This is a genomic window from Bacillus sp. BB51/4 (assembly GCF_008368845.1).
GTDB lineage: Bacteria > Bacillota > Bacilli > Bacillales > Bacillaceae_G > Bacillus_A > Bacillus_A wiedmannii.
In genome coordinates this window covers 180,444-203,385 of record NZ_QOSC01000009.1, presented here as the reverse complement: position 1 = coordinate 203,385, position 22,942 = coordinate 180,444, and the positions used below count along the sequence as shown (strand labels likewise).

General features: G+C 34.7%; 27 protein-coding genes. 16 read left to right on the top strand and 11 right to left on the bottom strand.

Going from position 1 to position 22,942, the window contains the following annotated elements; translation table 11 throughout:
- Positions 1-13: 13 nt before the first annotated feature.
- From DN392_RS12250 to DN392_RS12235, 4 genes are all read left to right on the top strand, one after another.
- Positions 14-1,207, top strand: coding sequence for an MFS transporter (locus DN392_RS12250; RefSeq protein ID WP_064057424.1), 1,194 nt, complete (start codon positions 14-16; stop codon positions 1,205-1,207).
- Positions 1,208-1,329: 122 nt separating this feature from the next.
- Positions 1,330-2,370, top strand: coding sequence for an ROK family transcriptional regulator (locus DN392_RS12245; protein WP_142292461.1), 1,041 nt, complete (start codon positions 1,330-1,332; stop codon positions 2,368-2,370).
- A 45-nt stretch (positions 2,371-2,415) separates the two neighbouring features.
- Positions 2,416-2,796 (top strand): VOC family protein, encoded by a 381-nt coding sequence (locus DN392_RS12240; RefSeq protein ID WP_064057426.1) that lies wholly within the window; start codon positions 2,416-2,418, stop codon positions 2,794-2,796.
- A gap of 98 nt (positions 2,797-2,894) precedes the next feature.
- A complete protein-coding gene (locus tag DN392_RS12235; RefSeq protein ID WP_000004305.1) occupies positions 2,895-3,149 on the top strand; it encodes a YbeF family protein in 255 nt (84 codons plus the stop codon).
- A 92-nt stretch (positions 3,150-3,241) separates the two neighbouring features.
- Here the strand turns inward: DN392_RS12235 and DN392_RS12230 are convergent, their stop codons facing one another.
- Positions 3,242-3,691: an NUDIX hydrolase gene (locus DN392_RS12230; protein WP_000540481.1), complete on the bottom strand. Its 450-nt coding sequence runs from the start codon at positions 3,689-3,691 to the stop codon at positions 3,242-3,244.
- A gap of 18 nt (positions 3,692-3,709) precedes the next feature.
- On the bottom strand, positions 3,710-4,549 hold the full coding sequence (locus tag DN392_RS12225; RefSeq protein WP_088321403.1) for a DUF2785 domain-containing protein: 840 nt from the start codon (positions 4,547-4,549) through the stop codon (positions 3,710-3,712).
- 123 nt (positions 4,550-4,672) lie between these two features.
- Here DN392_RS12225 and DN392_RS12220 point away from each other — a divergent pair, with 123 nt between their 5' ends.
- Positions 4,673-5,395 carry a GNAT family N-acetyltransferase gene (locus DN392_RS12220; protein WP_088321402.1) on the top strand — a complete coding sequence of 241 codons (723 nt, stop codon included), beginning with the start codon at positions 4,673-4,675 and terminating at the stop codon, positions 5,393-5,395.
- Between the two features lie 175 nt (positions 5,396-5,570).
- Entirely contained in the window at positions 5,571-6,593 is a 1,023-nt protein-coding gene (locus tag DN392_RS12215) for a tyrosine-protein phosphatase (protein WP_000437825.1), read from the top strand.
- A 38-nt stretch (positions 6,594-6,631) separates the two neighbouring features.
- Here DN392_RS12215 and DN392_RS12210 read toward each other — a convergent pair whose 3' ends face one another.
- Positions 6,632-7,057: a DUF1648 domain-containing protein gene (locus DN392_RS12210; RefSeq protein WP_002108012.1), complete on the bottom strand. Its 426-nt coding sequence runs from the start codon at positions 7,055-7,057 to the stop codon at positions 6,632-6,634.
- Between the two features lie 318 nt (positions 7,058-7,375).
- Between DN392_RS12210 and DN392_RS12205 the strand changes: the two genes are divergently transcribed.
- Complete coding sequence (locus tag DN392_RS12205; RefSeq protein WP_000875923.1) at positions 7,376-8,086, top strand: YjjG family noncanonical pyrimidine nucleotidase; 711 nt, start codon at positions 7,376-7,378, stop codon at positions 8,084-8,086.
- Positions 8,087-8,158: 72 nt separating this feature from the next.
- Complete coding sequence (locus tag DN392_RS12200) at positions 8,159-9,121, top strand: tubby C-terminal domain-like protein (RefSeq protein ID WP_064470919.1); 963 nt, start codon at positions 8,159-8,161, stop codon at positions 9,119-9,121.
- Positions 9,122-9,189: 68 nt separating this feature from the next.
- Here the strand turns inward: DN392_RS12200 and DN392_RS12195 are convergent, their stop codons facing one another.
- Both DN392_RS12195 and DN392_RS12190 read right to left on the bottom strand, forming a co-directional pair.
- Positions 9,190-9,390, bottom strand: a complete 201-nt coding sequence (locus tag DN392_RS12195) for a helix-turn-helix transcriptional regulator (RefSeq protein ID WP_000896309.1) — start codon at positions 9,388-9,390, stop codon at positions 9,190-9,192.
- Complete coding sequence (locus tag DN392_RS12190; RefSeq protein ID WP_000859215.1) at positions 9,378-9,737, bottom strand: DUF3796 domain-containing protein; 360 nt, start codon at positions 9,735-9,737, stop codon at positions 9,378-9,380. The genes DN392_RS12195 and DN392_RS12190 overlap by 13 nt, the downstream gene beginning before the upstream one ends.
- Positions 9,738-9,916: 179 nt before the next feature.
- On the opposite strand from DN392_RS12190, the gene DN392_RS12185 reads away from it, so the two are divergent.
- The 6 genes from DN392_RS12185 (at position 9,917) to DN392_RS12160 (ending at position 15,591) form a co-directional block, all read left to right on the top strand.
- The gene (locus DN392_RS12185) at positions 9,917-10,111 is read left to right on the top strand and encodes a hypothetical protein (RefSeq protein WP_064057432.1); all 195 of its coding nucleotides are present in this window, start codon (positions 9,917-9,919) and stop codon (positions 10,109-10,111) included.
- An 89-nt stretch (positions 10,112-10,200) separates the two neighbouring features.
- A complete protein-coding gene (locus DN392_RS12180) occupies positions 10,201-10,926 on the top strand; it encodes an ABC transporter ATP-binding protein (protein WP_000570200.1) in 726 nt (241 codons plus the stop codon).
- Entirely contained in the window at positions 10,919-12,577 is a 1,659-nt protein-coding gene (locus tag DN392_RS12175; protein WP_061672730.1) for a putative ABC transporter permease subunit, read from the top strand. Before DN392_RS12180 ends, DN392_RS12175 begins: the two co-directional genes overlap by 8 nt.
- A gap of 56 nt (positions 12,578-12,633) precedes the next feature.
- Positions 12,634-13,392: an SDR family oxidoreductase gene (locus DN392_RS12170; RefSeq protein ID WP_000716969.1), complete on the top strand. Its 759-nt coding sequence runs from the start codon at positions 12,634-12,636 to the stop codon at positions 13,390-13,392.
- 338 nt (positions 13,393-13,730) lie between these two features.
- The gene (locus DN392_RS12165; RefSeq protein ID WP_061672729.1) at positions 13,731-14,441 is read left to right on the top strand and encodes a hypothetical protein; all 711 of its coding nucleotides are present in this window, start codon (positions 13,731-13,733) and stop codon (positions 14,439-14,441) included.
- A gap of 79 nt (positions 14,442-14,520) precedes the next feature.
- The gene (locus DN392_RS12160) at positions 14,521-15,591 is read left to right on the top strand and encodes a pyruvate kinase (protein WP_088321401.1); all 1,071 of its coding nucleotides are present in this window, start codon (positions 14,521-14,523) and stop codon (positions 15,589-15,591) included.
- A 205-nt stretch (positions 15,592-15,796) separates the two neighbouring features.
- Here the strand turns inward: DN392_RS12160 and DN392_RS12155 are convergent, their stop codons facing one another.
- Both DN392_RS12155 and DN392_RS12150 read right to left on the bottom strand, forming a co-directional pair.
- Positions 15,797-16,078: a DUF1292 domain-containing protein gene (locus DN392_RS12155; protein ID WP_002008111.1), complete on the bottom strand. Its 282-nt coding sequence runs from the start codon at positions 16,076-16,078 to the stop codon at positions 15,797-15,799.
- A gap of 155 nt (positions 16,079-16,233) precedes the next feature.
- Positions 16,234-16,917, bottom strand: a complete 684-nt coding sequence (locus DN392_RS12150; RefSeq protein ID WP_000185618.1) for an NAD(P)H-dependent oxidoreductase — start codon at positions 16,915-16,917, stop codon at positions 16,234-16,236.
- A 129-nt stretch (positions 16,918-17,046) separates the two neighbouring features.
- Between DN392_RS12150 and DN392_RS12145 the strand changes: the two genes are divergently transcribed.
- Complete coding sequence (locus DN392_RS12145) at positions 17,047-17,427, top strand: winged helix-turn-helix transcriptional regulator (RefSeq protein ID WP_000340656.1); 381 nt, start codon at positions 17,047-17,049, stop codon at positions 17,425-17,427.
- Between the two features lie 59 nt (positions 17,428-17,486).
- Here DN392_RS12145 and DN392_RS12140 read toward each other — a convergent pair whose 3' ends face one another.
- Both DN392_RS12140 and DN392_RS12135 read right to left on the bottom strand, forming a co-directional pair.
- A complete protein-coding gene (locus DN392_RS12140; protein WP_061672724.1) occupies positions 17,487-18,086 on the bottom strand; it encodes a hypothetical protein in 600 nt (199 codons plus the stop codon).
- A gap of 256 nt (positions 18,087-18,342) precedes the next feature.
- Positions 18,343-18,654: a hypothetical protein gene (locus DN392_RS12135; protein ID WP_088321400.1), complete on the bottom strand. Its 312-nt coding sequence runs from the start codon at positions 18,652-18,654 to the stop codon at positions 18,343-18,345.
- Between the two features lie 346 nt (positions 18,655-19,000).
- On the opposite strand from DN392_RS12135, the gene DN392_RS12130 reads away from it, so the two are divergent.
- Positions 19,001-19,480, top strand: a complete 480-nt coding sequence (locus DN392_RS12130) for a hypothetical protein (protein ID WP_061672723.1) — start codon at positions 19,001-19,003, stop codon at positions 19,478-19,480.
- 74 nt (positions 19,481-19,554) lie between these two features.
- Here the strand turns inward: DN392_RS12130 and DN392_RS12125 are convergent, their stop codons facing one another.
- Together DN392_RS12125 and DN392_RS12120 are read right to left on the bottom strand one after the other, a co-directional pair.
- Entirely contained in the window at positions 19,555-20,865 is a 1,311-nt protein-coding gene (locus DN392_RS12125; RefSeq protein WP_061672721.1) for a histidine--tRNA ligase, read from the bottom strand.
- Between the two features lie 281 nt (positions 20,866-21,146).
- On the bottom strand, positions 21,147-22,940 hold the full coding sequence (locus DN392_RS12120) for a hybrid sensor histidine kinase/response regulator transcription factor (protein ID WP_088321399.1): 1,794 nt from the start codon (positions 22,938-22,940) through the stop codon (positions 21,147-21,149).
- Positions 22,941-22,942: the final 2 nt, after the last annotated feature.

Here is a 22,942-nt window from a genome sequence, read left to right as displayed (position 1 = left end):
AAAGGTGTTTCATATGGAGAAATATAGTGCGGACAACCATACAAAGACATTACTTGCCTCTCGAAACGCTCTTTTTCTCTTATTTGCTTTGCCAGGTGTCGCGTTTGCTACATGGATTTCAAGAACAGCAGCTACTCGAGATATGTTAGCAGTGTCAAATGCAGAAATGGGCTGGATTTTGTTCGGACTATCTGTTGGTTCAATAATTGGTTTACTGAGTGCAAGCCGCTTCATTGACTGTAAGGGAGCTAGAGACGTTATTATAGGCAGTATGTTTTTGATGATTGTTGGATTGATTTGTTTAGGTATAAATATTTATTTTGTTTCTAGTATGGGGGCTTTTAGTAGCTTACTAGTATTTGGAGTAGGCTACGGATTGGCGGAAGTCGCATTGAATGTAGAAGGTTCTTCCATTGAGCAGAAATTAGGAACAACTCTTCTTCCGAAATTCCATGGCTTTTTTAGTGTAGGAACTTTAGTAGGCGCGCTCAGTGGTTCTGTCGCAGTGTCGTTTCACATCCCGATTCTGTATCAGTTTCTTGTGATTTCGGTCGTGTTTCTATTACTTGTATGTATGGTGTATCGTTTTCTTCCGCATGGAACAGGAAAGAAGGAGAAATCGCGGAACAAAAGGAGAGAGAAGCGTACTTCCTTACGTATGGAAAAAAAGGTGCTTTTAATTGGTCTTTTTGTGCTTGGAATGGCATTTGCAGAAGGTAGTGCAAATGATTGGCTACCTATCGTGATGGTAGATGGACATGAGCAAAGTATAGTGGCAGGTTCTATTATGTACGCAATTTTTGTATTAGCAATGACGTTAACTCGTATGTGTAGCAGCTATTTCCTTGATCGATTCGGTCGTGTCGCTGTCGTACGTGTCACTATTATGATGGCGATTCTAGGAATTTCAATCATAATATTTGGGAGTAATTCGTATTTTCTAGCATTTGGTGTAGTGCTGTGGGGGATTGGTGCAGCGCTAGGGTTCCCAATTGGTCTGTCAGCTGCTGGAGATGATCGTGAAAATGCGACTTCTAATGTTGCTGCAGTTTCTATCATTGGTTATACAGCCTTTTTAGTCGGACCACCATTTTTAGGGATACTTGGGGAAGCATTCGGAATACGTAATGCCTTGCTAGCTGTTTTAGTATTTGTTCTTTTGTCTGGAATTGTATCGTCTATTACGAGAGAGAATACACCGAGCTAAATAAGGATTGCATGCAGCGGAAATATATCATCTCTATTGCTTTAGAAAATGATGTATGATATATTGTCAACGCAACTTATTAAAAGTGTTTAATAAGTATGTTGATTAAGGTGGTGAGCGATTTGAGTGAACAATTTGTTACTCAAAAATCGATTAAAGAGACGATCCTTCGCGGCATTCGTACAGCTCTTCTAGAGCAAGGAAGTGCGACGAAAGTTGAACTTAGTAATACATTAGAAATTAGTTTTCCAACGATAAGTAAATTTATAGAAAATATGAAACAAGATGGTGAAGTCACTTTAGTTGGTTTAGATGATTCAAGTGGCGGAAGAAGAGCGAAACGATATGCGTATAATCCAGAATATATGTTAGGATTAGCGATATTTTTAGAGAAAAATGAAACAAACTATACCATTTTTAACTGTTTAGGGGAAGTAAAAGAACAAGGAATTACTTTAAGTGTATTGATGGATACGGGCGTGAATCTATTATCAAAACATATTGAAAATCTTATCGCTACATTCCCGAAAATAAGCTCTATATCAATTGGTGTGCCTGGTTCGGTTGATAATGGTCGTATTTTCTATATTCCTGGTTATGAAAAGTTCCAAAACTTTAATTTAAAAAGTCACTTGGAGGATCTGTTTTCAATACCTGTAGTAATAGAAAACGATATGAATGCCGCAGTGCTTGGTTATTATAAAAGCACTGGAAATAACGACAATTCATCTCTTGTGTATTTGTATTCAGGTCAAAATGGCCCAGGGGCAGGGATTATGATAAATGGAGATGTAGTGCGAGGAAGCACCTTTTTCTCAGGAGAGGTATCTTTCGTTCCGCAGTATGATAATAAAAATTTCTTACAAGCTTTAAGAAGTGGAGACGAAGTTAACAATGCAAATAATCCAGAGAAATATAATATAGATGCTATTACTCGTTTAATAGCTACATGTATAGCTATTATTAACCCTCATGCCTTTATCTTCTGTGACGATGAAGTGAACCAATTTGTAATAGATCAAATTGTAAAAACTTGTCCGCAGTACATTCCGGTAGAACATATTCCGAAAATAACAGTGAGCGATTGGAAAGAAGATTATTTATATGGACTAAAAAGTCTTGGACTAGATCTTATGATAACAAGAACAAGTAAAGAAAATTAAATATCAAAATGTTGGTTGAATACTGTAAAAGAAAAGGTGTCGATTATGAAAATTGAACATGTAGCAATTTGGGTGAATGATTTAGAAGGTATGCGTGACTTTTATAAACAGTACTTTGGTGGTGAAGAAAATAGCTTATATCACAATCCGAAAAAGCAGTTTGCATCTTATTTTATAACTTTTGAAGGTGGTGCGCGTCTAGAATTTATGAGACAGGTAGGGATAGACGAGAAAGTACAAACGCAAACAATAGGATATGCGCATATTGCTTTTTCTGTAGGTAGTAAAGAAAAAGTGAACGAATTAACTAATACATTAAGAGAAGCAGGATACCCTGTGTTAAACGGCCCGCGTACCACAGGGGATGGTTACTATGAAAGTGTAGTAAGTGATCCTGAAGGAAATCAGATTGAGATAACGATCTAACGTTTTATTTACTAATAACGAATAAAACTATAAAACTTTGTTGTTCCCCAAAATGTTTACGAGAAACTTATTATTTCTTCAGAAAGGGGGACATAACATTGAGTGAGTCAATTTTGATTTTCTGTATATATCCATTGCTTATTTGTATTTTTTCAATAGCTGGGACTTATAAAATAGGTACATTTTACGTGATACCAATGGTAACATTTCTTATTTTTCTTATATTAAATGTTACATTGTACGATCCACCATTTTTCTTTTGGGTGGGCATGTATACTATTTTTTCATTTATTGTTTCTTATATAACTATCCTTTTTATAAAGGAATATAAAGTTGTAGAAAGAGAACGTTAATATCATTTTGGGGAAATAGGGATTTGCGGTGAACGATAATAACCTCATTTCACGTTGTCATGACGGGAAATGAGGTTTTTTTATTTCTATTTTTAATTGGAGTGATGAAAATCGCGAAGAATCCTCTCAATGATTGGATGAAGCGTAATAGGCAATTCATCAAGTGGAAAGAAGCGTAATTCTTTTGACTCAGTTTGATCACGTATAAGTTCACCGTTAAATTCGCGGCAAATATAAACGACTAGTACACCGTGTACTTGATCGCCGTTTGGGTAGATTTGAAAGAAATCAGGTCCTGAGTATGTACGGAATAGTTCTGGATTTTTAATGATAAGTCCCGTTTCTTCATATACTTCTCGCTTTAAAGTCTCTTCTAACGTTTCGTTATATTCTAAGGCACCACCAATAATACCCCAGCGGTTAAAATCTGTACGGAGCTGCAGTAATATTTCATTTTTCTCATTTAATATAATGGCGTGTGAACCGATTAAAATAAGTGGTTGATTACCTACTAGATTTCTCATGTCTTCAATATATCCCATAGTTGTTCTCCTTATATTTTAATAATAGTTAGGAAGTTCTTTTAACATTCTTTCTGTTTTACGTGCTGTAAATGCTAAGTTATGATCATCTTTTGTTCTGAAAAATAATGTGCGTAAAAAGGTTTTAATGTTGGCACATAAAATACAATACTCATTAAGCGAAAGGCGTTTTCTAATTTGAGGAAGCCTTTTTATTTTTTTATGAATAATAGAGACTAACTCGTCTTGTGGAAAGTCATGATACAGCATTGCTAGTAACGGCGTAATAATGCGTTCGTCTTCGTTATTGTGAAAAAGATCAGATGGGATAAAAATTTTATTTAATAAGCAATGAATTAATTCTTCATACCATTCAAAGGTCGTATAGGAATTGTGAACAATTTCAGTAAAGGCATCTGATACGTGGGCAAGACAATGAGCCCATCCTTTATTTTCAATATAGCCTCGAAAATCCGTTTCTAAGTTTGTATATGAAATGAGTTTGTTTTTTATTTCTTCAATATCTTCCTCTGTGAAAAAGTAGTGCGAGTTAGCGAATTGGAGTATTAGCGCGATTAACGAAACAGTGTAAGAACGTGTGAAAACCCCATCTGTATGTGGGGAGTGAATATCACAATATAAATACTCATCGCTTAAACAAGTTTGCAGAAGTAATTTCAGCTGATTATCCATAAGGAATTCATGATGAATGAAATAGGAAAAGCATTTATATATAAGTTGGTAACGAACGTAACTATCAGTCGTTCCGACATACTGAAGCATATTGAGCGTTAACTCATTTATATCTATATGTTGCAGTTGCGTATAGTCATTTTGTTGTATAAGCTCTAACTGTTGTTGTAACGTTGTAATATCCAATGGAGAACCTCCTCCGCACTTTAAAGATGCGATGTTTTCTAGTATTCTATATATTCAAGGACAATCCTGCTCATGCAAGGAGAACAAGTAGAAATTCGAGTATGACATAGATGAGGGAAGTATATGATGACTATAGAACAGTTAGAAAAACATTTTAAAATAAGAAGAAATGCTTCTTCTATCATGATAAAAGAAAATAATGCAGAGTCTTTTACAGAAGAGCAATTAAAGGAAATGATGCAATATTGCGTTGCTGAGGCTGAAAAAGAGGGAATAGAAAACTTACACTTTGAGATTTCTTCAAAAAGCCCAAATTACGATGTGTATAAGAAATGTTTTGAAACGTATTTATTTGAATATGTTACTGAAAACATGATTGTGTTTAAGGATATATATGAAGTAGAAGATGTAGAAAGTGAAATTGATTTTAAGCTTATTGAAGAAGTAGGAGAAGATACTTTTTATTCTCTTTGGAATGAAATGACGGAAGAACAAGTCACTTATGATCAATTTGTAAATATGATGTTGCAAGAAATTGGTGAGCAATGGAAAGAGCATTGTTTAACAGCGAGTGTCGATGAAGAGCCGGTAGGAATTGTAATCCCGCATATTGAAAAGGGGACGTTAGAAGAAGGAAAACTAATGTATTTCGCAGTTGCTCCAAATATGCGAAATAAAGGATATGAAACGGTATTCTTTACAGGAGCAATGTTTGTCTTAAAAGAAATAGGCGCATCATATTATATTGGCGAGACAAATGTACAAAATGAGTGGATGAAGGATGTTTTTGAAAAGAATGGATGTCAGTTATTAAGTTCTACTGAGCGATATGTGAGGAAGGTTTAGGAGGGTGAAAAAGGTTCTTGAACTTGTTTAACGGGAATCCGTGTACAAATTTTGAACAAGTAAAAGAACTTCTTGCCTGTTTGTAAGATAAAAAGAAAAATGAGAACGACAAAATAGATATTTCTATAATACAATAAAGAAAGATTCGATTATACGAGAAAGTGTTGGTGAAAGAATGGAGCAGCAAAGAAATTGGTTACAAGCGACTGTAGAAAGAAATGAAGACAATACGCTATATATAAAGTGGGAAAATAATATAGAAGAAGTTCGTATTTATTGGAGTACTTCACCAGATCATATTGAAGAAACTGGAGAATTACTTGCAACGGTAAATGGAGAATCATCATGTACAATTGAAAACCCGAGTGAAAATGAGCGTCCATATTTTAGAATAGTAGGAAGTAATGGACAAGCAGTGACAGTAGCTGAGCGTAGATTGCCATTACAAGGCGCGTTTAACTTCCGTGATATGGGAGGCTATGAAACGACTGAAGGCCGTAAAGTAAAATGGGGCAAGTTGTACCGTTCTGAAGAATTAGCAGGACTAACAGAGTGGGATATCGACTATTTAAAAAAGTCTGGGTTAAAGTTAATTTGTGACTACCGTACAGATTTTGAAGTGAAGCATAAGCCGAATCCTGAGATTACAGGTGCTCGTCAAGTGTGCTTACCAGTTATGCAAGATTTAGCGAAAGACTTGAATATTAATGAATTTTTCCAAGTTGGTGACCTTTCTATGTTAGGGAAACCAGGCGAGTATCTTGTGAAAATGAATCAAGATTTCGTAAGTGGTAATGAAGCATTCGTAAGTTTCTTAAACTTAGCACAAAATCCAGAAAACTTACCGTTAGTAAACCACTGTACAGCTGGAAAAGACCGTACTGGATTTGGATCGGCACTGTTATTACTTTTACTAGGTGTACCGGAAAAAACAGTAATGGAAGACTACTTACTAAGTAACGGTTTCCGTGAAAAGTTAAATGAAAAAATGATGGCCTTTTTAGGTGCAAAATTACAAAACGACGAAAGCAGAGCAATATTAGGTGCAATGTTTGAAGCGCGCGCTGAATATTTACAAGCTGCAATTGATGAAGTGAAAAAGCAATACGGTTCAGTTGAAGCATATGCTGAAAAAGCACTTGGCTTTACGAAAGAGTCGTTAGAGGAAATGAAAGTGTTATTGCTAGAGGATAAATAATGAGGGGGGAGGCTAATTGGATTAGCCTCCTGTTTCTATTATGAAATTTTTCGTTGCCTTATTATCCCTATGACAATTGGAATAACTGTCCCAATTAACAATATCGGTAAAAATAATTTTCCGAAACCGCCGCTCCATTTTAAAGCTATTGAAATGGTTTCAAATTGGATGAAAGCAAAAATAAGTAAACAGACATTTTTTAATTGATTTAGCATTTTTCTGCTGTTTAAATAAAACTGTTTAGCGTTTAATTCATTCAGTCTTTGTGGGTAGTTATGAACTTCTGGAAACTTTTCTAAAGCCTGCATTAAAAGGAGTATGAATAGCCCTATTCCTGGCAAAAGCAAAAGTTCCCACTTTGATCCCCAGCGATCTACAGCTCCATATGCGTTATAATGTGCGGGCACTTCCTCGGGCAATCTTCCCCAAATGATGATCAAAAAAATGATTGATCCAAAGAACAATGAATATCCAATGATATCTCCAGCCCATTCACTTTTTGTTTTTGGGATGTGTATTTTTGGTCTTTCCCACGAATTTACTATGTCTTTCCGCCCCTTTCTATTCCTGTATTACCTTTTTAAAATCGGGTCATTATCCAAATTATCTCAAATTTATAGTGTTTTCACAATTAATTATTTTTGAATAACATAACTCGTATGCCTTAAAGCAACTTTAAATTCTCTGTACAGTTACTATTTATAAAGGGAAAAAGTTCGACTTAAGAGCCAATTAATGAGAAAATACAAGTTGTAAATAACGTACTAGTTGAGGAGAGCATAATGAAATATAAGGTTATATTATTCGACGTAGACGATACATTATTAGATTTTCCTGAAACGGAGAGAAACGCATTGCATAAAGCGTTTGTACAGTTCGGGATGCCTACAGGGTATAATGATTATCTTGCAAGTTATAAAGAGATTAGTAATGGATTATGGAGAGATTTAGAAAATAAAATGATTACGCTAAGTGAATTAGCGGTAGATCGATTTAGACAATTATTTGCCATTCATAATATAGAAGTAGATGCACAGCAATTTAGTGATGTATACCTTGAAAACTTAGGGAAAGAAGTACACCTTATAGAAGGTGCAGTGCAATTATGTGAGAAACTACAAGATTGCAAGTTAGGTATTATTACGAATGGATATACGAAGGTACAACAATCGAGAATTGGAAATTCGCCTTTATGTAATTTCTTTGATCATATTATTATTTCAGAAGAGGTTGGTCATCAAAAACCAGCACGTGAGATTTTTGATTATGCATTTGAGAAGTTTGGGATTACTGATAAATCAAGTGTACTAATGGTCGGAGATTCGCTAACTTCTGATATGAAAGGCGGAGAAGATTACGGCATTGATACGTGTTGGTATAATCCAAGTTTGAAAGAAAATAAGACAGATGTTAAGCCGACTTATGAAGTGGAGAGCCTGCTACAAATTTTAGAAATTGTGGAAGTGGCGGAAGAAAAGGTAGTTTCATTTTAATCGTGTCGATATAATTTGAGTTGCGTTCAATTTATAGGTACGATCGGTGTAATAACTAGAGGTGAGTGAAAGATGTTAACGTTTTTATTTGAGTTAGACAAGGCTATTCCGCAGGAGGATGAGCCAAAGTATGATGCTTATACAAAGGGCTTTATTGAAGGGGATTTAACGATTCGCGCGAGTGACAGCGTACTTTTTCAGAAGTCATGTATGAAGGTCGCAGAGCTCGGCATTTATTTAGGACAGTGGATGGAACAAGTACAATACGGTCAAAACGTACATATGAATTATGAAACGAGTGACCGTGAGGAAGTAATTCTCGGATTCTTCTATGAAGAGGAAGATCAGTGGAGAATTTCTTCTAGTTGGCAACAATTTGAACTTCAAGAGCGTATATCCACGACAGCATTAGTAGAGAGCGTTCAACGTTATTTATATGAGCTAAATAAGGAACTGCGCGCGATAGAATATCCTGTTACGTTTGATCAGTATTTAAGAGGAGAGCGAGTGATACAGCTTTCTTACAAACGACTGTGCGATAGTAAAGCGGATACGACGTCGATAGAGGTTTACAATGAAAGCAAGCAAGTAGGCGCAGTACGGGGCTATTATAAAAATACGTTGATGAGAGTGCTAGACTTTATTCCGAAAGTCGGTAGTAATATCATTTATGAAATAAAGGATAGTAGGGACAATATTCGCGTCATTGCAAAGGATGTAAGTAGGCAGCGTCAAAGAAGGATTTTAGTAACGTACATCGATAATAATGATGCAGAGCATGAAATACTTGTATGTGATGGAAAGTTATTAGATGCAAATTTCTTATTTACCTTTACATATAAGGGAGAAGAATATGTTGTTCACAAAACTTCAATTGGACTTGGAAAGTTATTGCGAAACGGCTATGTAATCGCAGATTGGAATATTCGTCTTGAGGAAGATATGTATGATATCAAAATGGATGTATATGATGAAGATTATATAGAGGATCAATACTTACTGTTAGGCGTATTTCATGCTGTTTTGTATGGGTGATAAATGAGTAGTACCGGTATTCTTCATGGAAAGAATGCCGGTATTTTTATATGATTTTTTGTCTTCAATTAATCCTCGAAAATAAAAACCTCATCAATTGTACTATGAAGTGCCTTCGCAATATCGTGAGCAAGTTGCAAGGAAGGGTTGTATTTTCCTTTTTCGAGATGGCTTATCGTTTCACGACGTACACCAACAGTTTTCGCTAAATCTTCTTGTGTCATATTCAATTTGGCGCGGTATTCTTTTATTTTCGTTACGAACGCCATGGTGCATCTTCCAATTCATCCACTGGTTTATCGTAAAAGAACATAGAGAAGCCGAACGTAAGAATGAGTGTGCCGAAAAGAAGAGCGATATCAATCTCTTGTAGCGCCGGGTTTGGAAATAACATTTCAATAAACATAATGATAGCGGTCGTTAGTAATGTAACGATAAATGCATTGCGGCACGATTTATTGACGATTTGTTCAAACAGTTCATCGTGTTGAACTGTTCTATACGATGTGAAAAAGGAGAAGAAACAGAACATAGTAAACAATCCTTTTTCATAAAAAAAGCCGAGGAATCCAAAGAAACCGAGAAATCCTAAATATTTAATCCAAGTTGTTTTCACGATAGATTCTCCTTTCAATGTTAGAAATAAATCACGTTATGTTATAAATATATCACATATGAAAATGTATAGTAATAATAGTTTTCCAATTCTTTTCATAATAATAGTAAAAAGAGGAAATATAATGCGAAATAAAGAGGATAATATTGTAAAATGGTTGTAAGGAGGGGGAGGAAGGAATGCTAACTTGGATTATGATCGTTGTATTACTTGTAGTGATTACTGTAGTGGCAACGGTATTAATTGGGCGGAATGGTGATGCGGATTATAGTAAAGCGACAAAAGGGAATATTAAACGGCTGACGATGATTTATATTATACTAGCTGTCGTTTTAATCGTTGGATTAGGCTTGTATATTTATTTTAAAGGTTGAAAAAACTGAAAAAATATAAAAATCTAAAAATATAAGTATGCTATAATGTTAATATAGTTATTTGGTAATTAAGGAAAGGATTGGATGGAATGATTGAAATTACGAATGTGTCAAAAAGTTATAATGGGTCTACTTATGCAGTAAAAGATTTAAGTTTATCTGTGCCTAGCGGAGAAATCTTTGGGTTTTTAGGACCGAATGGTGCGGGTAAATCAACGACAATTAAGATGATTACTGGTATTCATGGAGTGGACAAAGGGACGATTACGATTAACGGTAAAGATATTATGAAAAATCCGATGGAAGCGAAGAAGACGTTTGGTTATGTTCCAGATAGTCCGGATATGTTTTTACGATTAAAGGGAATTGAATATTTAAACTTTATGGCAGATATGTATGAAGTGCCGAAAGAAGTACGCCAAGAACGAATCGAGTCTTTAGCAAAGAAGTTTGATCTTTATAATGCGTTATCTGATCAAATTCAAAGTTATTCACACGGTATGAGACAAAAAATTGTTATTATTGGTGTGCTCGTGCACGAGCCAGATGTATGGATTTTAGATGAACCGTTAACAGGGCTTGATCCGAAATCTGCATATATTTTAAAAGAAATGATGAGAGAGCATGCGGATAAAGGAAAGATAGTATTTTTCTCAACGCACGTATTAGAAGTGGCAGAAAAAATATGTGACCGCGTCGCGATTATTAATAAGGGAAATCTTCAGTTTAAAGGAAATTTAAATGAAATGAGAGATCATTTTAAATCCAATGAATCACTTGAAAAAATGTTCTTGGAGATGACGGGCAATGAGTAAAATTTGGACGTTAACGAAAGTATTATTGAAATTAAATTATGCAGATTTCATAACAGATAAGAAGAAGCGCTGGGCGTATGTATTTTCATTTGCAGCCATTTTATTTGTTGGTTTTTTAATATTTGGTTCGATGACGCACGGAATGTATGAAGGTATGAAACATTTGGGGCAAGATCCAGGAATGATTATCGCAATGGGACTTGCGATTGCGAGTATATGGGTATTTTTAATGAGTATAACGAACATTTTAACTGTATTTTACTATAGTAATGACATTGAAATGTTATTGCCGTTACCATTGAAACCAGCGCAGATTATTTCGGCAAAGTTTCTAACGGTATTAATTACACAATACGTAATGAGTTCATTTATTTTATTACCAATCTTTATTACGTACGGGTTAAAAAGTGGCGCATTTATTACATATTACATATACATGATTTTTATTTACTTACTCTTCCCGATTGTGCCGTTAGTATTAGCTTCATTACTGATGACAGTTATTATGAGGTATACAAATATAGCGAAAAATAAAGATCGAGGCAATATATTTATTGGAATCGTAAGTATACTATTTATTGTAGGAATTAATGTATTTTTACAGTGGAAAAATAAAAGTTCATTTTCTGAAGATGCACTTACGAATTATCTTGCGAGCAACGAATCTTCACTTTTAGTACAAATGACAAATTATTTTCCAACTACATATTTTGGAGCAGTGGCATTAGTAGAAAATGCAAATTGGAAGGGTCCTTTATACGTAATAATTTTTGCACTTATTTCATTTGTATTTTTTGTGTTGTTTTATTACATTGCAGAGCGTACATATTTAAAAGGGGTTATTGGACTTTCAACGAGTACAGCAAAAAAAGAGGTCATTTCAGCAGAAGGTTTACAGAAATCAACGGTACAAAGTTCACATTTGAAAGCGTATGTGAAAAAAGAGTTTAAAACGTTATTCCGTACACCGCAATTTTTCTTAAATTGTATCGTACAAACTTTCGTTATGCCGATTATGTTATTCTTTGTTTTATTCGTGCAAGATGGAAATTTAAAGTGGATAACAGGGTATATTGATAATCCAGAATCAGCAGGTCTTGCAATTGGCGTTGGTCTTTGTGCATCGTTATTTTTAATGGGAAGTAATGTTATCGCAACAACATCATTTTCACGAGATGGAAGTTCATGGTTTGTGAATCGTTATTTACCTGTAAAAGCTTCGGATATCTTTTTTGCGAAAGCGATCACTGCTTGGTTAATTAATGTAATTATTTTAGCAGTATTCGGTATTACGATGGCAGTTGTAGCGGGGATATCTCCAGTATTTATGGTACTTTGGTTCTTACTAAGTGCGAACGGTTTATTGCTAATCAATTTAATCGGTACACGCTGGGATGCACAAACTGCAGATATACATTGGGATACAGAGCAGAAATTATTTAAGAGCCGATATACAACTTTGTGGAACTTTTTAGCTAATATTTTTATAGCTTTAGTTATTGTAGCGGGAGTAAGTCTATTATACTTCTTCCTTCAAGTAGGACTGTGGGTTATGTTTATCGTTTTATTTGTAATGTTTACGATTGTAAATTATATCTTCATTAAAATTTTAAAATTAGGTGCAGAACGTATATTGTCAAATATTGAATAAAAAGATAGATCCTCTGTATTCGTGCAGGGGATTTATCCATAGATGGAGGAGAAAAGGTGAAGAAAATAGCAATTGTAACAGGGGCAACTCGTCTGAATGGAATTGGTGCAGCTGTATGCAAGGTGCTTGCTCAAAAAGGGATAGACATTTTTTTCACGTACTGGTCTCAGTATGATAAAGCGATGCCGTGGGGAATGCATGATAAAGAGCCCTTTTTGTTGAAAGAGGAGATTGAAAGTTTAGGTGTTCGATGTGAAATGGCAGAAATCAATTTATCGCAGTCGTATTCGCCAAATCGTTTGTTTTATATGGTCTCAGAACGTTTAGGTGATCCATCTATTTTAATTAATAATGCAGCGTATTCTACTCATACGAGAATTGAAGAATTAAATGTAGAACAGTTAGATAAACATTATACAGTGAATGTTCGCGCTACTATGTTATTAAGTTCATTATTTATAAAACATTATGCACTGAAAACGAGTGGCAGTATTATTAATCTTACTTCAGGACAGTCATTAGGGCCAATGCCTGATGAACTAGCATACGTAGCGACGAAAGGAGCAATTGAAGCATTTACAAAATCAGTAGCACCAGTTGCGATGGAGAAGGGAATTACAGTGAATGCTGTTGATCCAGGACCGACGAATACAGGATGGATTACAGAGGAGCTGAAGCATCATTTAGTGTGGAAGTTCCCGCAAGGTAAAGTAGGAGAACCGTCAGATGCAGCACGCTTAATTTCTTTTTTAGTAAGTGAAGAAGCAAAATGGATTACGGGGCAAGTCATTCATTCGAACGGCGGTTACTCATAAATATATTATGTTAACAAATGTTGAGAAACAAAAAAATAAAAGAAAATATTATTTTTTTGTATAAATAAAATGTCAAGAAAGATAAAAATTTGATAGGAGAGTATATCGTCAAATGAAGATAGTAATTCCTTATGTGACAATATACTCTTTTTCTTTTACTACAGAGAAGAAAAATGAAGTAGAAGAAACTCGAATATTCAAATGGGTTTATCAGTTTTTGTACGTATTATTATGAAGATTACTGTCGGAAAGATGGTAATTCATGTGAAAAGGGATTTTTTAAGGGGAAATCGAATCGTAAAGGGGAGGATAAATAAAGTAAACATAGGGGGATTTATATGAAAATGAAAAAGGTCGCTATCGCATCGATAACAATTGGTACAATGCTTACTATGGCAGCTTGTAGTCCTTCAGCAGATAAAGAGACAGAAAAGAAAGAGCAAGTAACAGCTCAAAATGAAGGAGAATCAAAAACGACAAGTGCAGATGAGACGTCAAAAACAACGAAAGATACTGAAAAAGATACAAATACTTCTTCAAATGAAAAAACAGATAAGGATGCAAAAAATACGAAAGAATCATCAGGAACAGAGAGTAACGGCAAAACATCAACTCAAAATGAGAATGTGAAAACAAAAGAAAAAGAAACGACAGGAAAAACGAATGACGAAACGACTAGCGGAAAAACAACAGATCAAAGTACAAGTACAAACTCAAACGGAAAAACAACGAAAGATCCGAAGAAAAGCGTAGCTGTGAAAACGAGTGTTAAAGAAGTTGCTGCATTAGTTGATAGCTTAGACAAGCAATTAGCTGCTAATCCGAAATTAGATACAGTAAATAAACTTGGAAAACAAATTAATGAAAAGTGGGATGTAATCGAGAAAGAGTTAGAAGCATCACATCCAGCTGAATATAAAACAATCGGGCAAAGTATGTATCCGTTAATTGTAGGAGCGGAGAAAGAAAAGATCGATATTAATAAAATGAAGTCATTAACGACGAAAACGAAAAAAGATTTAACTCAGTTATTAACGAAACTTTCGTAGTTTGAAAAGCCTACTGTGGAAGTAGGCTTTTTTGTGTTGAGAGTGTAAGTAAAGTTTATGGGAAGCCTAACGAAAAAGGATGGTGATAAAAATGACAATAGATCGAGTTTGTACAATTGGGCCAGCAAGTAATAATAAAGAAACGTTAGCACAGTTAATAAACAATGGTATGAAAATAGTGCGCTTGAATTTATCACATGGCACGCATGAAAGTCATAAAGACATCATTCGTTTAGTCAAATCGTTAGACGATTCTATTGAAATTTTAGGCGATGTACAAGGTCCTAAAATAAGGTTAGGTGAAGTAAAAGGAGAACAAATTACACTTCAGGCGGGAGATTCTTTTATTTTACATACGCAAGCAGTTACAGGGAGCAATAGAGAAGCAAGTGTTGATTATGAAGGAATCACGAATGATGTGAAAGTTGGAAGTAGAATTTTAATTAATGATGGAGAAGTTGAGTTAATCGTTGAAACGGTAAGCGCGGATAAAATAGAAACAAAGGTCAAAACAGGTGGTAATATCTCATCTCATAAAGGGGTGAACTTACCAGGGGCAATCGTTAGTTTACCAGCTATTACAGAGAAAGATAAAAAAGACATTCAGTTTCTTTTAGAAGAGGATGTTGATTTTATCGCATGTTCTTTCGTACGGAAACCTAGTCATATAAAAGAAATACGAGATTTTATACAACAGTATAAAGAAACATCACCTAATGTAATTGCCAAAATAGAAACGATGGAAGCGATCGATAATTTTCAAGATATATGTAAAGAAGCAGACGGAATTATGATTGCAAGGGGTGATTTAGGAGTAGAGTTGCCGTATCAATTTATTCCGCTCTTGCAGAAAATGATGATTCAGGAATGTAATCGAACGAATACATATGTTATTACAGCAACACAAATGCTTCAATCTATGGTAGATCATTCTATTCCAACAAGGGCTGAGGTAACTGATGTGTTTCAAGCTGTACTGGACGGAACGAACGCAGTTATGCTTTCTGCTGAAAGTGCATCAGGCGAGCATCCAATTGAAAGTGTAAGAACATTACGTCTCGTTTCTGAATTCGCTGAGCATGTGAAAAAAGACGGGCCTTTTGTGATGAAAGATGTACTGGAATTGTTGCATAAGTCTTTGGGTGAGTGATAAAGTGAAACTTTAATCAGTGGGGGTTTTGTCCATCCCACACTGATTATCAGCCCTCACCAATTGGGCTTTTACGGGCAGTTGATCTCCCACCTAACTCCTCCGCATTTGCCGAATTTTGAGGTGGGAGTCTTACTGCCCGGCGAATAGCGGGATAAATAAAAAGAGGGCGGATATGCATCCACCCTCGTGTTTTTCATTCTTATTATTCTTGCTCTTGCTCGTCCAAAATTTTATCAAAAGCAGCAGATACTTTATCAAACTCTTCATCATTTTCAATGTATGAAAACTCATTATCTTCTTCTACTTTTAAAAAGAAAATATCAATGTCTTCCTCAGATTCTGTTTGAATGTCTTCTACGAAGGCAACTGCAATATATTCTGCGCCTTCGACATCCATCGCTCCAAGTACTTCTACTTCCTGATCCTCATTATTCTCATCACTGAGAGTAAACACTTCGCCAACTTCAATATCAGACATATCCATTCTCCTCCTGTTCGACTCTAAAAAATAGAGCGCTCAAACTGCATACATACTAACATATCTTTCCATGAAAAATCAATTTCATACATTAGAAAAACAACTGATTCTTCAATAGAATAAGTATTTAGCTAGAAGGAGTTTTATTTGTGAGTGCTATATTACTTAATCCATTCAACAATTGTATCCATAGTTTGTCTTGTTTTATCACGCTTTGGCTCTTCTTTACGGTAACCAAAGGCAACCATAACAGATACTTCAAGATTATCATCTTTTATAATACCTTCTTGACGAAGTAAAGAATCTACTTTCTCTTTATCAAATCCTTCTATTGGACAAGAATCAATGCCGATTTGAGCTGCACTCGTCATCATATTACCTAAAGCAATATAAGATTGCTTAGATGCCCAATCAAATACAGCACGATCCGATTGTAACAAGTTAAAATCGGATTCCTGGAACTTTTTGAAGAATTCATATCTGATTTTTTGAGTGTCTTCAGGTAATCCAATAATATCGTTCATCATATATTTAATATACTCTGCATCATAATGCATATCTTTAATGTTTCTTGAAAGAACAATGACAAAGTGACTAGCTGTTGCAAGTTGCCCACTAGCGCCCCATGAATAAGGTTGTAGTTTTTCTCTTAATTCTTTATTTTGTACGACAATAAATTTCCAAGGTTCATAACCAAAAGAAGAAGGAGATAATCTGCCTGTTTCTAAAATGAAATGAAAATCCTCTTCTGAAATTTTGTGCATAGGATCGAACTCTTTACATGCATGTCTGAAATGGAAAGCCTCCATAATTTTCTCTTTTGTAATTTGTTTTGTATTTGTCATAAAAGTTCCTCTTTTCATTAATTTATTTTTGTAAGTAAATTATATTTTTAAAGTAACATAGATACAAGTACGCACATTTATGTGTTATAGTATCAAAAAAGATACTATTGGTAAGGGAAGAGACTTATGATGGATTGTTCAAACGAAAATAATATAAATTACCCATTTTTAAATAAGTATTCTTGTCCAGTGGAAGCTATGGTTGAGGTTATTGGCGGAAAATGGAAAGGGGTTATTTTGTATCATTTATTAGATGGTACAAAGAGATTTAATGAATTAAAAAGATTAAAACCTAATATCACACAAAGAATGTTAACACTGCAGCTGAGAGAACTTGAAGCAGATGGCATTATACATCGTGAAGTATACCGTGAAGTGCCGCCAAAAGTAGAATATTCGTTAACGGAGCTTGGTGAATCACTACGTCCAATGATTCTATTAATGATGGAATGGGCAACTCATAATATGGAGAAAGTTTTGGAGAGTAGAAATACGAAAAATAATAGTTAAGAGTTGTAGAAATAAAAGGTGTTTTCCATATGTGAAGACACCTTTTATTTCTATATTTTTTACTTTTTAACTTCAACTGCTGAAATTGCAAAGTCATGCAAGTTTACAGTTTTGCCATACCAATCAGCGTGTTTAAAAACAACACCTTTTCCATATCCTTCAGTTGAAGTACGTTCCCATAGCGTTGTTGAATAGCTAGCAGTAGGGGATGCTGTACTTACGGAAGAAATTCTATTTTGCCAACTAGGAGGCAAATTTTTAAAACCACTACTAAGAGAAAAATACTCGCCACCTTTATTTGCATGTTCATAGAAGTCTGTACTATTAGGTCCGCTCCCGCCAACCCCAAGGGGAGTGATTGTATGATTCAACCTTTGTTTATCTTTTTTAATAAAAGACTCTAAACTTTCTTTGCTCGAAAATCCATAAGATAACCAGTCTCCATTTTGATTTTGTTTCGGTAGAACTAACGTTATTTTTACGTCTTCCTTTGGTGGAGCATCCAATTGGTTAAACGAATCTACAGTCTTTTCATCTACAGTTACATATTCAAAAGAGGTAATCGAATAATCCTTTTCGGTACTAGCTGATACTGATCCCAATCCTACAGTTAATGATGAAATGGCTACCACTGCACTTACTATCAATTTTTTTAGCATGAATTCATCTCCTTTACACTTAGTTTTTTTACATACATAAAATGTATGATAATTAAGTTATATTGTAAATATTTAGAATTTTATAAAAATAAAACAGAATATTCTTTTATTAGTCTGGGGTAAGGAGAGTAATTTGAAAAAGGATTTACTTAAAAAGTAAATCCTTTTTGGGGGTTAGCAATAAAGTTATTGTGTAAATTTTGCAATTTGCTAACCGACTTCAAAACTCTACTGATTAAAGTTTCATTTTATCCTGTTATGAATCATACACTTTTTTTGCATTCATAGAAGCCGCATCTAATAAAAGGAAAATGGCTGCTATAATATGTAGAACGATTACTATATAAGGAAAGAAGGCAACTAGAGTAACGATAATGCCGATATAATGAGGGTACGTATTCATGTCTACTTTTTTAGCTAATAAAATAGTAGTGATATGTAACACAATCAATAGAAGTAAAGGTATCCCATATAGGTTAACGTGACTTAGAAATAAATAATAACAAGGAAGTAATAAAAGATGATAGATCCCTGTAGTCCACTTTAGTGCTTGGATGTAGGTTTTCAAAGTGAATCCTCCTAAAATAATTCATATCTATATATTACCAAAAATAATAGGTAATTGGATATTATATATTTGTAGATTTTAGTAGAATGTAATTTTTTTATGTTAACTAATTATTGGTTATCTATAAATTAGAAAAACCAACTCAATAAGGGGAAGGGACGTTATCCACATTGATCAGACAGTAAGTGAAAAATATTTGACTAGATTATTAAGTTAATCTCAGTTGTTTAAAAACTTGTATACGAGATTCTATAAAGGGATGAAGGTGCTTTTCGTTTAAGGGATAATATATCCATTGCTTTTAGGGAACAGTAATTCAAAACTTAAAACAATGGAGGTTATCATAATGCAAAAAATGCTTTTTTCGTTCTTATGCATATTTTGTTTCGTAATTGGAAGTTCTTTCACTGTTCATGCTTTTTCTCCAAAGCAGTTACCGATTTCTCAAACGTCAGATCGATGGAAAATAGAAATTAAGCAACCTGATAAAAAAACTGGTTTAGTTACATCTAAAAAGGATGTTTTTGATACGTATGGTTTCGAGGTTCAAGATATTGGGAAGGACGCTTATCATGTAACCATTGAAGTATTTCGAAATGAACCAGATTCTCAAACGAAGTATGAACTTTTCACTTCTAAAAAAGATCATGTGTTAAGTAAAGAAGTTGCTTTTAATCATGCGAATTTTCCTATATCCGTTCAGTCTAATGAACTTGAAGTTATTATAACTTGGCAAGAAAAGCCTTCTAAAGCGTTGGAAAATGGACAAAAAGACTGTGAGGCGGAAAGAAAGTATAAACAGACATTTATATTTAAACAAAATTAAATTGTGCGAAAAAACTCCATTATTTTTAATGGAGTTTTTTATTATAACATTTACATTTTGAAAACACTTCACAATCATAACGTAGTAGGCGTATTAAAATACTTATTTAGTGTATTGTCTTTTAAAGAAGAAAGCGGAACCTTCACCTCACTACCTTCCTTCATATTCCGCAGCATAACGGTTTCTGTACTAAGTTCTTCTTCACCAATAATAAGCACATAAGGGATATTCTCTTTATTTGCATAATTAAGGGCACGTTTTAATTTGCGTCCTGCTAGTTCGAGTTCGACTTTTAAGGAAGTGGTAGAACGTAATTGCTGGGCAAGTTGTAAGCATTGTAATTCTGTCCCAAGCGGGATGATAAATACATCCGCTGTAGATGATATCGTTTCTTTCTGTGATAGTGCTGTATAAATAACGTCTAAACCGAATGAAATACCGACTGTTGGATAGTTCATATTATCACCGCGGAATGCGCCAATAATATTATCGTAACGACCACCGCTACCGATGCTAGATGTAATCGAGCCATCTTTTAGAAAGATTTCATATACGGTACCTGTGTACATTGTCAGTCCTCGCGCTAAAAACGGATTGAATATAGCATTTTCATTAATTCCGAGGGCGATTAAATATTGCTGTAATTGTTGTAGTTCGTTTACTCCGTCGGCAACGAGTTGGTTATTGAAAGCTTCTTTAAAGTCAGCAATTGTAAGCTTTAGACAAGATAATACGGTATTACATATCGTATCAGCCATTTCTTCAGAAATTCCGCGCTCTAATACATCTTTTCGTACACCATCAATCCCAATCTTTTCGATTTTGTCTAATGATAAAATAACGTCACTCGTTAGTTCAGTAGGGATGTTAATGGACTCAAGAATACCGTTTAACAATTTTCGGTTATTATATTGGATCGTTACTTCTAAGTTTAACGTTCGGAACAGTTCAAACGCCATACTCATAAGTTCCGCTTCTGCCATGACTGATTCTACACCGACTATATCAACGTCACATTGAATGAACTCACGAAATCTCCCTTGTTTAATTGGTCCATCTCGAAATACTTTTCCAATTTCATACCGTTTAAAAGGGAGGCGGATGTTCGGATTCATCGCTACGACTTTTGCGAATGGGATTGTTAAATCATAGCGTAAGGCAAGGGCACGTTTTCCTTGATCTTGAAGCGTATATATTTCTTTTAAAATTTCATCGCCACCGCCGTACTTGTAAGACATAAGCTCATACATATTTAACGTTGGTGTTTCTAACGGTTTACATCCGTATCGTTCAAACGTGTCTTCACACGCTCTTTTAATTTTGTTTCGTAGTACTTGTTCCTCTGGTAAATAGTCCTTTGTTCCTTTTACGTTTTTCATTTCCATCTTAATCACTCCTTTTTTAAATTAAAAAAAGCTATATGGGTATAAAAATACCCACATAGCTTTATGAACGCTTCGTGGGTCAACAGGAAAAGCCCTGTACCCACGAAGAAAAATTTTTCTTCGGATACACGGCGTTACGTATGATGATGAAGTTGGAAAGACGTATTAAAATTTTGCATTAGAAATCTCTCCTTAACATAAGTTTTTCCAAATTATATCAGATGATTTTAGAATTATCAATATTTTTAGTTTTGAAGCGAAATGTATTCATTTCACATTGCTTACAAGATGTTTTCTGTTCGTGCCATTTTTATCGCTTCTTCACGATTGTTAACACCTAGCTTTGAATAGAGATTTGAGCAGTAATTACGGATTGTTCCTTCAGATAAAAATAGCTTAGCAGCAATGGATTTATAGCGTAATCCGTTTGATAGATGTTCTAAAATTTCCATTTCCCGTTTTGTAAGTCCATATGGATAAGTTTGTTTAGTTGATTTGATTTTCGCTAATTGCTCACGTTGAAGTTTCATTTTCTCAAAAATGCGTGTAGCAACCGATTGGTCAATCCAAGTTCCACCGTTATAAATAAGTTTCAAGGCCTCCTTCATTTCTTGCGGATGAACAGACTTCAACATGTAACCTTCAGCTCCATGCTCGAGTGCAGTTGCTGCTTGTAAGGAATCTTCAAATGTTGTCATAAGAACAATCTTTATATTAGGCCAACGTCGCTTCATCTCTAGCAAAGCCTCAATACCATTCATTTCTGGCATCTGAATGTCCATTAGTACAATGTCAGGTTGTAATTGTTCACATAATTTTAATGCCTCAGATCCATCGTACGCCTTACCAGCAACAATAAAATCAGTTTGGTGCTCTAAAATTTTCTCTAAACTATTTGTAATAAGTGCCTGATCATCAACGACCAATAAGCGAATTATGTCATTTGTGGGTTTTGTTTGTAATGGAATATTACAAACAACGCATGTTCCTTGTTCAACATTAGAATGAAGAGATAATGTCCCCTGAACTTGTTCAAGTCGCTCTTTCATTCCACTGAGTCCAAAGCAAAATTGAATTTCTTTCATTCCAATCCCGTTATCTTCAATTTGCAATCGAAGTTGTTGTCCGTCGAAATGTAGTTGAACGGATATGTTGCTCGCTTTACCGTGCCGAACAGCATTTGTTAACGACTCTTGAAGACAACGATATAGGCAAAAATTCACTTTTTGCATTACAAGAGTCTCGTTTCCAATCACACGAAATGTAACGGTTGTACCTGTAGATTTCATAAATTCTTCTGTTAATTGTTGTAGTGATTCACTTAATGAATTACTAAGTGGATTATGAGATAGTTCGTGTAGATGCTTTCGAATGTCATTTAGACTATGCTGAGCAATGCTGATAAGCGAATCAATTCGTTCAAACTGTGAATCCGGTACTGATGATCTTAGTGATGTGACGCCAGCGATGAGAGAAGTAAGTGTATGACCAATTGTGTCATGTAGTTCATGTGACAGTCGATTACGCTCTTCTATTAAAGTAAGCTCTTCAATTCTTTTAATATGTTGTTCTAATAGTAGTTTTTGCTCTTCAATAATTCGAGATTGCTTATGATACTGAATTAATATATTAAAAGAAATGCCAATGGCAAAACCGAGACTACAACTAACGATTAGTTCATATGGCAGTTGGTTGGCAATCCAAGCATTCAATAGTGGAAATGCAAATCCACAAAAAATACCGCTCCATATATAATTATTTTGATTACTACATAGTCCAATAATGATTACGAGTAAAATGAAAGACCAAAGTAAATTTGGAGCTACGGATGCTAAGTAAAGATAAAAACAACCTGCAGTGATAATATCGAATGCAGGGTACCATTCTGGTTTCTTATATCGAATAATTAATGGTATAAGGTAAACGACAAAAGTGAGAGAAAGCACAATCATACTTGATGTATGAATGGATGTTGGAAACATAAAATTAGCGCCGATGATAACAATTAGCCAAAATGTTCGTATGAGCACAAATATCCAGTCATACCAAATCCATTTTTTTGTGAATGAGAACATAA